We start from the raw sequence: 14,566 nt of genomic DNA, 5'->3' as shown, positions 1-14,566 counted from the left end.
TGCAAGTTCAGGGGGCCCGAAGGTCGTGCGACAGGATCGGAGATCCGCACGGCGAGATAGCCGGTGGTCAACCGGCAACCGGCTATGGCCGGGTCCGATGAATTTGTGATAAATCACAAAGAAAAAAATCCTCGGAGCTGCGGCTCCGAGGATCTGATGTTGATACGTGAAGGGAAGAAATTAACAGTATAAGTCAATCTGCGGCTATTTTTTGTGATTAATCACAAAGAATAAGTTTGCAGTTGCACTGAAATTTCTTAATTTTGCAACGTTTTATTAAACGATGGTCTCGTAGCTCAGTTGGATAGAGCAGCAGATTTCTAATCTGCCGGCCGCGCGTTCGAGCCGCGCCGAGATCACTTCACGACGAGCGGTTTTCATGCTATATGAAGATCGCTCTCTTTTTTCTGACAACGTACAAATATGGGGTAGAGAGGTGTTTTCGGCTGCTTTTTATTTCTTTGTGATGAATCACAAGGAAATAGGAATTTGCAGAAACCATTTCCTTTCCGTACATTTGCTTTGAAGGGAAGAGATTATCTTCAGTTGAGAATAACTCTTCATTGTAACCCGGACTTCGGTCTGGGTTTTCTTTTTTGCTAATAATTTTTTGGACAAAAAAGTAACTTCCGCAACCATTTTTGGGAATCGAAAATTTGTATCTCAACTTTTTTTGGACAAAAAAGTAACTCGCGTTGGAGTCAATTTTTGGCTCTTCCCTTCACTTTTCAACAATTTCTCGTAATATCAGTCAAATTTCGCCCAATACTGAGGTTATAATGAGCAACAAAACCTTTCTCCTCGCGCGCGCGAGTAACTTTTGTTGGCCTATTCATCAGTTGTTATATAATTTATCAGGTTGTATAGTGAATTTATCAAAGATAAATTCTTTGATAAATAGATATAAGGTATCCGTGGACAAAAAAGTAACTTCCAAACCCTACTTTTGGACAAATAAGTAACTTGTTTTGGACAAAAAAGTAACTTCAAGACCGTCATTTTCTCATTTTTGGACAAAAAAGTAACTATTTATCGGGCCATTTTAAGAGTGCAAGTACTTTTGTATGGGCTTCCCATATTACGGACCAATCCTTCTCAATATACATATCGGTTACTCGCATCTTCAGATCAACGTGGTTAAGTGCCTCATGGACAGTCGCCTTCTCAATCTTCAGCAATCGTGATCGGGCAATTGTGGCCCAGGTATGGCGTGCTGCATAATATTGCAGCGCCGGCAACCCCAATTCGACAGCGATCATCTGCAACCCCTTATTTATCGCTTTATTCAGAGCATCCGGATTAGAATACTCGAGATAGAATCTGAATATTCGTTTTTTGAAGGGGTCTTTGTACTTGGCCATCAACGGTGCAATCATCGGCTCAATTTTCACTCGCATTTCGGCCCGGTCCGCTCGCCTGGTGCATGTTTTCTTGCGGTGATAGATTAATACACCATCTTCAATGTCCTGACAAGTGTACAAATCAACGGAATTCATACCTATCAGTCCAAAAGACATGATGAAACAATCTTTCGCCAAATTATATCGTTTGGCGCCTATTGTCGTATCCGGTCTATAAGGCAGATCGATTATTTGCTGCAATGTTTCCAATGAAATAGCGCGTTTGGCTGGTACATGCTCCGGTAACCTTATTTTCGAGAACGGAGCTCGCGTGATTGGAATAAATCCATAATCTTCATCATTGTATTTCAATTTTGCACGGTTATACATGGCCTTCATATTCGCAATATATAATGAGATTGCCCGTGACTTTTGCGCGCCTTTCAGCTTACTCAGGGTTTTCCGATTAGATCCCCGTTGTGAAGGCTCATGCTCGATGAAAGCCATAAATTCGCTGATCAAGCGAGATGTGATGTGCATTATATCGAATGAATCGGTCCCAATAAACCGTTGGAAGGCATTCAAGGCGGCAATATAATTTCGCCGAGTTCCTGGTGACAGGGTATCAGCCTGCTCTCTCCAAAATTTGCAAAAGTCCAAATGGAAATCTTCGGAACCGGCTAATTTCACATCGAGAACATGCACCAGGTCATCGACCGACATCCGATTAATCGTAAATCCCAGTTCGCGGCATATTTTTCGACAATCAGCACACAGGTCCTCGCACAATCCGAGAAGTTCTTTATCGGTAATTTCGAGGTTCGGGGTAACATACTTCGCCTCGACATAGTAAGGAGTACTGATTTTGCGCGATATTCGATTATGGGTAACACGTAATTTCACATTATACGTGCCGTCTTTACGCAGATGATTTTTGAATACACAAGTCTTAAAAGTAGCCATCTCTTAAAAATTTTGAGTCATTTTTGGACAACATTTGGGCAAATAATAGCCTATTTTTCGACCCTTTTTAAGAAATCGCACCAGATCAGAAGACTGCGCTATATACAAAAAGCACACTTAGCGAATCTTATAATACGCTAAATGTGAAGTAAATATAGAGATATAAACCCTTGCCCGGGTGTAAATCTATGAAGGCCGGAGCCCATAGTTTAGAAGGCTGTTGCTCTATCCAACTGAGCTACGGAACCAACGCACACGACGCATATCCATGCGAATTGCGGATGCAAAGATAGGAAAAGTTTTTCATTTTTCCGCGGCATCCGACATCCCGACCGCAGATTTGCAGGCGCAAAATGCGCATTTTTGCAGCATTTATTTTGCCGGGCGGAATATTTTCCCTACATTTGCAGGCTTAAAAGCCCGAACGGGTGAGCGTTTTTAATAACTTATAACAAAATTTTATAGCAAATGGCTGTTAAAATTCGTCTGGCACGTCACGGTAAGAAGGGCTATGCCTTCTATCACATCGTTGCCGCAGATAGCAGAGCGCCACGTGATGGTAAATTCATCGAAAAGTTGGGCATTTACAACCCCAACACGAATCCTGCTACGATCGACCTGGACTTCGGGAAAGCCCTGGATTGGTTACAGAAAGGCGCACAACCTACGGATACTTGTCGGGCTATTCTCTCCTACAAGGGCGTAATGTACAAGAAACACCTCCTGGGCGGTGTCGCCAAGGGTGCGTTCTCCGAGGCCGAGGCCGAAGCACGCTTCAACAAGTGGCTGGAAGCCAAAGCCGGTAAGATCGAAGCCAAGGCCAACAAGCTGGCGACCGACGCCAAGTCGGCCGAGAAGGCTCGTCTGGCTGCCGAGGCCAAGATCAAGGAGGAGCGCGCCGCCGCAATCGCCGAGAAGAAGGCTGCCGCCGAAGCCGCTGCCCGCGAGGCTGCTGCTGAAGCCGCTGCCCGCGAGGCTGCTGCTGAAGCCGCTGCCGAGACCGAAGCTGCCGCCGAGGAGGCCGCTCCGGAAGCTCCCGCCGCCGAATAAGGCGCCGCAGGAGGGCGGGGGCCGCAAATGTTTCCCGCTCCGATAAAAAAACGATAAACCGTCCCTTGGGCGGTTTATCGTTTTTTTGTATTTTTACACCGTAATTCTCAATCCTATGACTGTTCCCGCAGGCAGAATCAACAAACTTTTCGGCACCGAGGGCGGAGTGATGCTCTCGCTCTACCCCGCTTTCCCCGACGATTTCACGACCGACACCCCGCTGATGGTCACCATCGACGCATTGGAGGTGCCGCTCTGGTGCGAGCATTTCGAACGCCGCGGCCAGTCGGGAGCCACCGCCACGTTCGCCGATTTCGACACCGAACGCCGGACCCAGGAGCTGCTGGGACTCGAATTCCGCATCGAACCGGAAGAAGAGGGCGAGAACGACGAGTTCTATCTCGAAGACCTGATCGGCTTTGCCGTCGAGGCCGAGGAGACCGGAACGCCGGAAAAATTCAAAGGAACCGTCTCGGACTATTACGACAGCGATGTCAATCCGCTGTTCGAACTGGAGATCGGCGGACGGCAGGTGCTGGTCCCCGCCGCCGAGGAATTCATCGCACACATCGACTTCGAGGCCCGCACGATGCACCTCGTGCTGCCCGAAGGACTTCTGACACTGGAATAGGATGGCACGGGTAGTGATCGGACTTTCGGGCGGCGTCGATTCGTCGGTGGCGGCCTGGCTGCTGAAACAGCAGGGACACGAGGTCATCGGGCTCTTCATGATCAACTGGCACGACACCACGGGCACGCTCGAAGGCGACTGTCCGTGGCACGACGACCGGGTCTTCGCCGAACTGGTGGCCAAGAGGCTGGACATCGCCCTGCATGTGGCAGACCTCTCGGACGAATACCGCGCACGGGTCGTCGAGTACATGTTCGCCGAATACGAGCAGGGGCGCACGCCCAATCCCGACGTGCTGTGCAACCGGGAGATCAAATTCGATGTCTTCCTGCGCGAAGCGCTCAAACTCGGGGCCGACTACGTCGCCACGGGCCACTACTGCCGCAAGGCGGAAGAGGTGCTGCCCGACGGCCGCACGGTCTACAAACTGCTGGCCGGCAGCGATCCCAACAAGGACCAGAGCTATTTTCTCTGCCAGCTCTCGCAGGAGCAGCTGCGCTATGCGCTGTTTCCGGTCGGGGACCTGCTGAAGCCCGAGGTGCGGCGCATAGCCGCCGAGCAGCAGCTCGCCACGGCCCGGCGCAAGGATTCGCAGGGCATCTGTTTCGTCGGCAAGGTGGACCTGCCGACCTTCCTGCAACAGAAACTCGCCCGCAAAAGGGGCAATGTGCACGAGATACTCCCCGCATGGCCCAAATTCCGCCGTGAGGCCGCCCCTGCCAACGGTTCGGAACCCTCGGACGACCAGTTGGCCGCACAGGCCGAACCGTGGCACTACACTGTGCGCGACGGCAAGAAGATCGGCGAACACAACGGCGCCCATTTCTACACCGTCGGTCAGCGCAAGGGCCTCGGCATCGGGGGACGCAAGGAGTCGCTCTTCATCATCGGGACGGACGTGGCGCAGAACGTGATCTACGTCGGCGAGGGCGACGCACACCCGGGATTGTGGCGTCCGGCGCTGCACATCGTCCCGGAGGAGGTGCATTGGGTCAACCCCTCGCGCAAGATGGCGCCCGGCACGAGCGCCCGGTTCTCCGTGCGCATCCGCTACCGCCAGCCCTTGCAGGGAGCTACGCTCCACATGCGCCCGAACGGCATGTATATCCTCTTCGACGAACCCCAGCGGGGCATCGCCCCGGGGCAGTTCGCCGCCTGGTACGACGGCGACGAGCTGGTCGGCTCGGGAGTGATCGAGAAATGACCTAACTGAACCCACTATGATAAAACACCTCGCACTGATCGCCGCCGGAGTGCTTAGCCTGCACACCGCCGCAGCCCGCAAATACGTCGATGCCTCGACGCTGACCCTCATCGGCCGCACCTGCCCGATGGAGGGAAACCCCTACTACCGGGTCGATACGGCCCGTTACCATTTCGACAACGCCGCCATCCGCCGCTATTGCGGCTATCCGGCCGGCGTGGCCGTGCTCTTCACCACCGACAGCCGCTCCATCGAGGCCCGCTGGACCACGACCCCGCGCAGCTACGGCTGGAACATGACCCCGGTCACGCAGCGCGGCATGGACCTCTACATCCGCCGGGACGGGATCTGGACGATGGCCGGCGCAGCGCGCCCCGGACTGGAAGACCGGCACTCCGGCACCATCGTCGAGCACATGGACCGGCAGCCCCGGGAGTGCATGCTCTACCTGCCGACGTGGAGCGAACTCCTGACGCTGGAAATCGGCGTGGACGACGACGCCACCGTCACGCCGCTCGCATCGCCCTACAAACACCGCGTCATCGTCTTCGGGTCGAGCATCACCCACGGAGCCTCGGCCAGCCGTCCGGGTATGGCCTATCCGGCGCGCATGAGCCGCATGACAGGCATCGAGTTCGTCAATCTGGGGTACAGCGGCAACTGCAAGCTCCAGCCCGAATTCGCACGGCTGCTCGCCGAAACCGACGCCGACGCCTTTCTCTTCGACGCCTTTTCGAACCCCTCTCCAGAGTTGATCCGCGAGCGGCTCGAGGCGTTCGTCGCGGCGCTCGTCGAAGCGCACCCCAACAAACCGCTGATCTTCATGCAAACCCACTGGCATGCCGCAGGCAACTTCAACAACGAAGCCGCGCAGTTCCACCGCGAGCGGATCGACACCGCCGACCGGATGATGCGGCGGCTGGCGAAACAATACGACAACGTCTATTTCCTCGACGGCGAGTGGTACTACGGCAAAGACTCCGAAGGAACCATCGACTGCGACCACGGCTCCGACCTGGGATTCGACCGGATGATCCGCGAACGGCTGCCGCACATCCGGAAAATCCTGCGCAAATACGGCATCCGATAACACCGGAGAAAACTCTCTCCGACCGGGCCCTGCGGTTTTCCGCAGGGCTTTCCTTTTCAGGGGCCCCGAGGGGACGGACGCTCACCATACGTGAGTATACTCATGTATAGAAGAGCGTCACAAATGGCACGTTTTTTAGTTTTGTACGACAAAACAATGCCTGTGAAAACACCCGCCGACATCTACGTGATCGAGGCCATCCGCAAAGAGCGAATGGCGCAGAAGGTGTCGCAAGCCATGCTGGCATACGGCATCGGCGTCTCGAAAGGGTTTATCGGCATGGCCGAGAGTCCGAAGTACGACATCAAATACAATGTCAACCATATCAACGAGATCGCCAGGTTCCTGGGCTGTTCGCCCCGCGATTTCATGCCCGAAAAACCGCTGTAATCCGGAAGAGGTATGCGATGGCTGCTGTCAATTCTCGATTTTTCACTTCTCATTCTTAATTGCAGTTCCTACGGACGACCGCCCGTAGGAATTGCGTTCTACGACGTGGACCGCCTCTACGACACCGTCCCGGCGCTCTTCTACGACGATTCCGACTACACGCCCGAAGGCCGCCTGCGGTGGACTGCGGCGCGCTACGAACGCAAGATCCGCAACACGGCGGCCGTCATCGACTCGATGGCCCTGCCGATCGTAGCCCTGTGGGGCGTGGAGAACGAGCGGGTCGTGCGCGACCTCGCGGCAGCCTGCCGGGGCGACTACTCCTACCTCCACCGCACGCTCAATTCGCTCGACGGAATGGATTTTGCGCTGCTCTATTACGGAGACCTCTTCTACCCCGTTTACGACGAATCGGGCCGCGGCTACCTCTATGTCGAGGGCGAACTGGGACGCGACACCGTGGGGCTGGTGCTGTGCTCCGACCCGCGCACGGCCCGGTGGCTCATCGGCGACCTGCGCGAGGAGCGTCCGCATGCGAAACTGCTCGTCATGGGCCGCACGGGATCATTTTTCACACCCCGCCACGGACTCCGCGACAGAACCCTGCGGGCCGAAAAATCGGGCCGCGGCAATGTCCGGAGCGCCCGGAAATGGCAGATGCGCGACCGGATCTGGGCCGACACGGCGCTGCGGACTTCCGAAGGCGACGTTTTCGCACGCCGCTATCTGGTTGACCAAAAGAGCGGTAACCCCCTCGCAACCTACTCCCGAGGGGTCTACCGGGGCGGTTACGGATATTCCCTCCCGGTGTTCGTATACATCCGGTAGATTTTTTTGGAAATTTCGAAAAGTTTTCGTATTTTCGCAATCCCTCGGACGAAAATAAAATTTTCGGGTTGCGGTCGCGGCGGCGTTACCGCTATTTTTTAAGTTCCGGGGAAACGTGTTAGAAAAAAATTTATATACACATACCAATTAAAAAAAATCAAAAAACTATGGCAGACGTAAAACGGGTCTATACCTTCGGCAACAAAGAGGCCGAAGGAAACGGCAAAATGCGTGAACTGCTCGGAGGCAAGGGTGCCAACCTTGCGGAGATGAACCTGATCGGCATCCCCGTCCCCCCGGGATTCACCATCACCACGGAAGTGTGTGCGGAGTACTACAAACACGGCAAGGAGGCCGTCATCGAACTGCTCCGCCCCGAAGTCGAGAAGGCGATGAAGAACATCGAGAACCTGACCGGCATGAAATTCGGCGACAAGGAGATGCCGCTGCTCGTTTCCGTCCGCTCCGGAGCCCGCGCTTCGATGCCCGGCATGATGGACACCATCCTCAACCTGGGCATGAACGACCAGGCCGTGGAGGCCGTGGCCAAGCGCACGGGCAACCCGCGTTTCGCGTGGGACTCGTACCGCCGCTTCGTACAGATGTACGGCGACGTGGTGCTGGGCATGAAGCCCGTCTCGAAAGAGGATCACGATCCGTTCGAAGTCATCATCGAGGAGCAGAAAGAGAAGAAGGGCGTCAAGAACGACACCGACCTGACGACCGACGACCTGAAGGAGCTGGTGAAGAGCTTCAAGGCCGCCGTGAAGAAGCAGACCGGCGAGGACTTCCCGGCCAATCCGTGGGACCAGCTCTGGGGCGCCGTCTGCGCCGTGTTCGGTTCGTGGATGAACGAGCGCGCCATCCTCTACCGCAAGCTCAACAACATCCCCGCCGAGTGGGGCACGGCCGTATCGGTACAGGCCATGGTATTCGGCAACATGGGCAACAACTCCGCGACGGGCGTGGCCTTCTCGCGCGACGCTGCGACGGGTGAAAACCTCTTCAACGGCGAATACCTCATCAACGCCCAGGGCGAGGATGTCGTAGCCGGCATCCGCACCCCGCAGCAGATCACCATCGAGGGTTCGAAGCGCTGGGCCGTGGCTCAGAAGGTCTCGGAAGAGGAGCGCAAGGCGAAATACCCCTCGCTCGAAGAGGTGATGCCCGAGGTTTACAAGGAGCTGTTCGACATCCAGCACCACCTGGAACAGTATTTCACCGACATGCAGGACATCGAGTTCACGATTCAGGACGGCAAGCTCTGGATGTTGCAGTGCCGCAACGGCAAGCGCACGGGCGCCGCGATGGTCAAGATCGCCATGGACATGCTCCGCGAGGGTCTGATCGACGAGAAGACCGCCGTGCTGCGCTGCGAGCCCGCGAAACTCGACGAACTGCTCCATCCCGTCTTCGACAAGAAGGCCATCTCCAGCGCACAGGTCATCACCAAAGGTCTGCCCGCATCGCCGGGCGCCGCGACGGGTCCCGTAGTGTTCTTCGCCGAGGACGCCGAAAAGGTGCTGGCCAAGAACGGCGCACGCGCCATTCTGGTGCGCATCGAGACCTCGCCCGAGGACCTGAAAGGCATGCTCGACGCGGCAGGCATCCTGACCGCACGCGGCGGCATGACCTCGCACGCAGCCGTCGTGGCCCGCGGCATGGGCAAGTGCTGCGTATCGGGCGCCGGCGAGTTGCAGATCGACTACAAGGCCCGCACGATCCAGGTCAACGGATTCACGGTGAAGGAGGGCGACTGGATTTCGCTCAACGGCTCGACGGGCGAGGTTTACCTCGGCCAGGTGGCTACCAAGGCCGCCGACCTGAGCGGCGATTTCGGCAAGCTGATGGAGCTCGCCGGCAAATACTCCGTCATGAAGGTCCGCGCCAACGCCGACACCCCGAAGGACGCCGCACAGGCATTCGCGTTCGGCGCCGAGGGCATCGGCCTCTGCCGCACGGAGCACATGTTCTTCGAGGGCGACCGCATCAAGGCGTTCCGCGAGATGATCCTCGCCGACGACGAGGCCGGACGCCGCGTGGCGCTGGCCAAGCTGCTGCCGATTCAGCGCGGCGACTTCGAGGGTCTGTTCAAGGCCATGAACGGATACCCCGTGACGGTCCGCCTGCTCGATCCCCCTCTGCACGAGTTCGTGCCCCACGATGAGAAGGGCCAGAAGGAGATGGCCGCCGAGATGGGCGTGCCCCTGGCAAAGATCGTCGCCAAGGTCGAGTCGCTGGCCGAGTTCAACCCCATGCTGGGACACCGCGGCTGCCGCTTGGGCAACACCTATCCCGAGATCACCGAGATGCAGGCCCGCGCCATCATCGAGGCTGCCATGAACGTCAAGGCTACGGGCATGCCCGTGCACGTGGAGATCATGGTGCCGCTGGTGGGCAACCACAAGGAGCTGCGCTATCAGAAGAGCATCATCGACGCGACGGCCGAGCAGGTGTTCTCGGAGCGCAACGACAAGATCGACTACATGGTCGGCACGATGATCGAGGTTCCGCGCGCCGCCGTGACGGCCAACCAGATCGCCGAGGTCGCCGAGTTCTTCTCGTTCGGAACCAACGACCTGACGCAGATGACCCTCGGATTCTCGCGCGACGACATCGGCAAATTCCTGCCCGTGTACCTGGAGAAAGGCATCCTGAAGAACGACCCGTTCCAGATCCTCGACCGCAACGGCGTGGGCCAGCTGATCCGCGAAGCCGTATTCAAGGGCCGCGGCACGCGCCCGACGCTCAAGTGCGGCATCTGCGGCGAGCACGGCGGCGAGCCGTCGTCGGTGGAGTTCTGCCACTACGCAGGTCTGAACTACGTGAGCTGCTCGCCCTTCCGCGTGCCCATCGCACGTCTGGCAGCCGCACACGCAGCGCTCAACCAGAAATAACGGTCCGATGCCGGGAACAGCCCGGTACGATTTCGGAAAACCCGCAGCGCGACGGCTGCGGGTTTTCTTTTCGTCGGCAAAACCCCGCGGTTCGTTGAATATGTTTGGTCGTTATGGGAAAATTTTCTATTTTTGTTTGGCAAACAGTTTGAATAACGTCTATTCATATAAAAAACGGAAAAATGAAAAAGTTCTTATTTTCGGCGATCGTCGCGCTGTTCGCAGTATCGGCAGTGTCGGCGCAGGACAAAGGAAACTGGGCGCTGGGCCCCCGCATGAACATCTACACCAACACGGGCGACGCCGTGGTAGGTCTGGGAGCGTTCGGCCGTTACAGCATCACGGACAACTGGCGCATCGAGCCGTCGCTCATGGCTCTGCTGCACAGCGGCTGCTCGATCGACATCAGCGTTGACGCCCAGTATCTCTTCCACCTGGGCAGCGGTTGGAGCGTCTATCCCGCAGTAGGTTTCACGGCCAACGACATCGGCAAATGGGCCGCAGGTCTGAACATCGGCGGCGGCTTCGACTTCGAAGTGGCCCGCAACTGGGACCTCTCGGCCGGCCTGAAATGGCAGCCTATGTTCGACGACTGGCGCAAGAATCCCGTAGTCATCAGCATCGGCGCGGCTTACAAGTTCTAAGCCGGATAGCGGATAAAACGAATCCCGGAAACCTTCGAGGTTTCCGGGATTTCATTTTGTCACCGGCGGCGCTCAGCGCCTCTCGTTCACATGGATCATCTCGAAAATCTTATATCCGATCGGGGCGTAACTGCGCCACGCCGAACGCTTCGCCCGATAGACATAAGGCCGCTCCCCGGCATAGAGCGTCACTTCGGGCTCGGCCCCCTCGTCGAAGAATCCGCAGAGCAGCGAACCGTCGGCGTCGAAGGTGTAGCGGTGTTTCCACCCCTTCTTCTCCGGTTCGAGGTAGAGCTTCTCCACAGGCCCCGCCAGCACCACCCGTCCCGAGACGAAACGCACCGAATCGGCCGGAACGGCCTGCGCCATGCGGCACGTGAAATTGATCGTCGCACGGCCGCCGCGGTGCTCCTTGTAGGTGATGTCGAAGGTCAGGTCGCCCGCCTCCCGGCTCTCGAAGAGCGTCACCGGAAAGGTGTGGTAAATCACGCCGTCGCTCTCGGCCTTCGAGACGTAGTGGCTGCGAATGTTCTGCCCCGAGGCCGTCAGCACGCCCCCGACGGCGCAAAACGCAGCCAGCAGCCCGAGTTTAGTCACCGTAGACGATGATCGTGTAGATCGTGTAGACCCCGACATAGGACTTGGCCTGATAGTCTACGTGGTGGATGCGCGTGATGCCGGCCTCGCGGGCTGCGGCCTGGATGCTCGCATCGCCCAGAGCGACGACGCCCACATAGCCTTTGGCCTCGGCGGTGCCCACCTTGCTCGACCCGGCGTTGCCCGTAACGGCGAGCCCGTCCTTCACATCGGTATAGATGCCTCCCACGAGCGGAGACTTGACACATCCGACGAACATCATGGCCGCGAATGCCAGCGTAAAGATTTTTTTCATAATCGCATTATTTGGTTTTGTAGGCGCAGCGGTATTTCCCCTTCGCCAGATTCAACAGTTTTCCTTTGAGCAGCTGGCGGCGCAGCGGGGCGATGCGGTCGGTGAAGACCACGCCTTCGATATGGTCGTACTCGTGCTGGATGACCCACGCCTTGAGCCCCGTAAACTCCTCGTCGTGCTCGACGAAATCGGTGTCCAGGTAACGCATGCGGATCGCCAGCGACCGCGACACGTCGGCATGGATGCCGGGGAAGGAGAGGCATCCCTCGTTGTAGGTCCTCTTCTCCTCGGAATAGGCGTAAATCTCGGGGTTGATGAAAGCGCGCTTGTAGTCGGCGCACGAGGGGTCCTCCTCGCCCCACGGCGTGCAATCGACGATGAACAGACGGATGTTCTTGCCGATCTGGGGAGCGGCAAGACCGACTCCTTCGGCCTCTTCGAGCGTGAGGAACATATCCTCGGCCAGTTTTTTCACGTCGGGGTAATCGGGCGTTATCTCTTCGCAGCGTTTGCGAAGCGCCTCATCCCCGTAAATTACAATCGGATAGATCATTTGTTAAATTCCATATAACTCTGCAATATGATCGTTGCAGATATTTTGTCCACCAACGCCTTGTCGCGGCGGGCCATCCTGCCGATGCCGCTTTCGAGCATCGTGCGGTGGGCCATCACCGAGGTAAAGCGTTCGTCGTAGAAAACCACCTCCTTGTCGGGCCACGCCCGCCGCAGGCGTCCGGCCAGCGGTTCGATGAACCTCCACGTCTCGGAGGGCGTGCCGTCCATCCGCGAGGGTTTTCCCACAACTATCGTACTAACGTCCTCCCGGGCGAAATATTTCGCCAGCCACGTCTCCAGCTCTTTCGTCGGGACCGTTTCCAGACCTCCGGCGATCAGGCGCAGGGGATCGCTCACGGCAATCCCCGTGCGCCGGGTCCCGTAGTCTATGGCAAGAATGCGGCCCAAATCAGAGGTTCAGCATTTTGAACAGCTTGCGGTAGGAGCACTCCTCATCGACCATCGCATGCAGCTCTTCGATCTTGACGCGCTCCTGCTGCATCGTGTCGCGGTGGCGGACCGTCACGGTGCCGTCCTCCAGCGTCTGTCCGTCAACCGTCACGCAGAACGGCGTGCCGATGGCGTCCTGACGGCGGTAGCGCTTGCCGACGGAATCCTTCTCGTCGTAAACGACGTTGTAGTCGTATTTGAGCCGATCGACGATCTTCTGCGCCACCTCGGGCATGCCGTCCTTCTTGACCAGCGGCAGCACGGCGACCTTGATCGGGGCCAGTGCGGGCGGGAATTTCAGCACGACGCGCGAGTCGCCGCCTTCGAGCTGCTCCTCGGTGTAGGCCGCCGACATCACTTGCAGGAACATGCGGTCCACGCCGATCGAGGTCTCGACCACATAGGGGACATAGCTTTCGCCCGTCTCCGGATCGAAATACTGGATCTTCTTGCCGGAGAACTTCTGATGGCTGCCCAGGTCGAAATCCGTCCGCGAGTGGATGCCCTCGACCTCCTTGAAGCCGAACGGGAAGTTATATTCGATGTCCGTGGCGGCGTTGGCGTAGTGCGCCAGCTTGTCATGGTCGTGGAAGCGGTAGTTGTCGTCGCCGAAGCCCAGCGCACGGTGCCAGGCCATGCGGGTGTTCTTCCACTCGTTCCACCACCCCATCTCGGTCCCGGGGCGCACGAAGAACTGCATCTCCATCTGCTCGAACTCGCGCATGCGGAAGATGAACTGACGGGCCACGATCTCGTTGCGGAAAGCCTTGCCGATCTGCGCAATGCCGAACGGAATCTTCATGCGGCCGGTCTTCTGGACGTTCAGGAAGTTGACGAAGATACCCTGCGCCGTCTCGGGACGCAGGTAAATGGTGCTCGCGCCCTCGGACGTGGAGCCCATCTGCGTCGAGAACATCAGGTTGAACTGCCGCACCTCGGTCCAGTTGCGGGTGCCCGAGATCGGACAGGCGATCTCGCAGTCGATGATGATCTGGCGCAGTTCCCCAAGGTCGTTGGCGTTCAGCGCATCGGCGAACCGCTTGTGCACCTCGTCGCGTCTGGCCGCGGTCTCCGCCACACGGGGCGACGTTTCGCGGTATTTGGCCTCGTCGAAATCGGCGCCGAAACGCTTGCGGGCCTTCTCGACCTCCTTTTCGATCTTCTCGTCCTGCTTGGCCAGCCACTCCTCGACCAGCACGTCGGCACGGTAGCGTTTCTTCGAATCCTTGTTGTCGATCAGCGGGTCGTTGAACGCCGCGACGTGTCCCGAAGCCTCCCAGGTCTTGGGGTGCATGAAGATCGCGGCGTCGATGCCGACGATGTTCTCGTGCAGTTTGACCATCGAATCCCACCAATAGCGCTTGATGTTGTTCTTCAGCTCCACGCCGTTCTGCCCGTAATCGTACACGGCGCCGAGTCCGTCGTATATCTCGCTCGAAGGGAATACGAAGCCGTACTCCTTGCAATGGGCGACAAGTTTCTTGAAAAGTTCTTCCTGAGTCATCGCAATCTGTTTTACTTTACTGATTTACCGAATTACAAAAGTACAAAATAAATAATAAAAGCCGCCGCCGATACGGATTTTATTTCTATATTTGTGCCGGCAGCCTGCGAGGGCCGCCGACATACGAC

At 57.2% G+C, this 14,566-nt stretch carries 14 protein-coding genes and 1 tRNA gene; 9 read left to right on the top strand and 6 right to left on the bottom strand.

The window, feature by feature from the left end; all coding sequences use genetic code 11:
* Window positions 1-285: 285 nt before the first annotated feature.
* Window positions 286-359: transfer RNA gene (locus WMO46_RS12300), tRNA-Arg, on the top strand.
* A gap of 666 nt (window positions 360-1,025) precedes the next feature.
* Here the strand turns inward: WMO46_RS12300 and WMO46_RS12295 are convergent.
* Window positions 1,026-2,303: a phage integrase SAM-like domain-containing protein gene (locus WMO46_RS12295; protein WP_349094426.1), complete on the bottom strand. Its 1,278-nt coding sequence runs from the start codon at window positions 2,301-2,303 to the stop codon at window positions 1,026-1,028.
* A 468-nt stretch (window positions 2,304-2,771) separates the two neighbouring features.
* Here WMO46_RS12295 and WMO46_RS12290 point away from each other — a divergent pair, with 468 nt between their 5' ends.
* The 8 genes from WMO46_RS12290 to WMO46_RS12255 all read left to right on the top strand — a co-directional run bounded on the left by WMO46_RS12290 (window position 2,772) and on the right by WMO46_RS12255 (window position 11,037).
* Complete coding sequence (locus tag WMO46_RS12290; RefSeq protein WP_349094425.1) at window positions 2,772-3,353, top strand: 30S ribosomal protein S16; 582 nt, start codon at window positions 2,772-2,774, stop codon at window positions 3,351-3,353.
* Between the two features lie 115 nt (window positions 3,354-3,468).
* Window positions 3,469-3,984, top strand: coding sequence for a ribosome maturation factor RimM (rimM, locus tag WMO46_RS12285; RefSeq protein ID WP_278965013.1), 516 nt, complete (start codon window positions 3,469-3,471; stop codon window positions 3,982-3,984).
* A gap of 1 nt (window position 3,985) precedes the next feature.
* A complete protein-coding gene (gene mnmA / locus WMO46_RS12280; RefSeq protein WP_278965011.1) occupies window positions 3,986-5,188 on the top strand; it encodes a tRNA 2-thiouridine(34) synthase MnmA in 1,203 nt (400 codons plus the stop codon).
* A 16-nt stretch (window positions 5,189-5,204) separates the two neighbouring features.
* A complete protein-coding gene (locus WMO46_RS12275) occupies window positions 5,205-6,278 on the top strand; it encodes an SGNH/GDSL hydrolase family protein (RefSeq protein WP_278965009.1) in 1,074 nt (357 codons plus the stop codon).
* A gap of 156 nt (window positions 6,279-6,434) precedes the next feature.
* The gene (locus WMO46_RS12270; protein ID WP_129651711.1) at window positions 6,435-6,668 is read left to right on the top strand and encodes a helix-turn-helix domain-containing protein; all 234 of its coding nucleotides are present in this window, start codon (window positions 6,435-6,437) and stop codon (window positions 6,666-6,668) included.
* Between the two features lie 12 nt (window positions 6,669-6,680).
* Window positions 6,681-7,496 (top strand): endonuclease/exonuclease/phosphatase family protein, encoded by an 816-nt coding sequence (locus WMO46_RS12265; protein ID WP_278965007.1) that lies wholly within the window; start codon window positions 6,681-6,683, stop codon window positions 7,494-7,496.
* A gap of 167 nt (window positions 7,497-7,663) precedes the next feature.
* Window positions 7,664-10,393, top strand: coding sequence for a pyruvate, phosphate dikinase (gene ppdK, locus WMO46_RS12260; protein WP_129651709.1), 2,730 nt, complete (start codon window positions 7,664-7,666; stop codon window positions 10,391-10,393).
* A gap of 182 nt (window positions 10,394-10,575) precedes the next feature.
* On the top strand, window positions 10,576-11,037 hold the full coding sequence (locus WMO46_RS12255; RefSeq protein ID WP_129651708.1) for an outer membrane beta-barrel protein: 462 nt from the start codon (window positions 10,576-10,578) through the stop codon (window positions 11,035-11,037).
* A gap of 72 nt (window positions 11,038-11,109) precedes the next feature.
* Here WMO46_RS12255 and WMO46_RS12250 read toward each other — a convergent pair whose 3' ends face one another.
* The 5 genes from WMO46_RS12250 to WMO46_RS12230 are packed head-to-tail and all read right to left on the bottom strand — an operon-like array spanning window position 11,110 to window position 14,438.
* Window positions 11,110-11,634: a hypothetical protein gene (locus tag WMO46_RS12250; RefSeq protein WP_242493192.1), complete on the bottom strand. Its 525-nt coding sequence runs from the start codon at window positions 11,632-11,634 to the stop codon at window positions 11,110-11,112.
* Window positions 11,627-11,929: a TRL-like family protein gene (locus WMO46_RS12245; RefSeq protein ID WP_019151090.1), complete on the bottom strand. Its 303-nt coding sequence runs from the start codon at window positions 11,927-11,929 to the stop codon at window positions 11,627-11,629. The genes WMO46_RS12250 and WMO46_RS12245 overlap by 8 nt, the downstream gene beginning before the upstream one ends.
* A 7-nt stretch (window positions 11,930-11,936) precedes the next feature.
* On the bottom strand, window positions 11,937-12,482 hold the full coding sequence (gene def, locus WMO46_RS12240) for a peptide deformylase (protein ID WP_019151091.1): 546 nt from the start codon (window positions 12,480-12,482) through the stop codon (window positions 11,937-11,939).
* Entirely contained in the window at window positions 12,479-12,892 is a 414-nt protein-coding gene (gene ruvX, locus WMO46_RS12235) for a Holliday junction resolvase RuvX (protein ID WP_129651707.1), read from the bottom strand. Before ruvX ends, def begins: the two co-directional genes overlap by 4 nt.
* Window position 12,893: 1 nt before the next feature.
* A complete protein-coding gene (locus WMO46_RS12230) occupies window positions 12,894-14,438 on the bottom strand; it encodes a glycine--tRNA ligase (protein ID WP_288661322.1) in 1,545 nt (514 codons plus the stop codon).
* Between the last annotated feature and the right edge of the window lie 128 nt (window positions 14,439-14,566).

Source organism: Alistipes intestinihominis, assembly GCF_040095975.1.
GTDB lineage: Bacteria > Bacteroidota > Bacteroidia > Bacteroidales > Rikenellaceae > Alistipes > Alistipes senegalensis.
The sequence above is the reverse complement of the archived record's forward strand: the minus strand, read 5'-3'. Positions and strand labels throughout refer to the sequence as shown.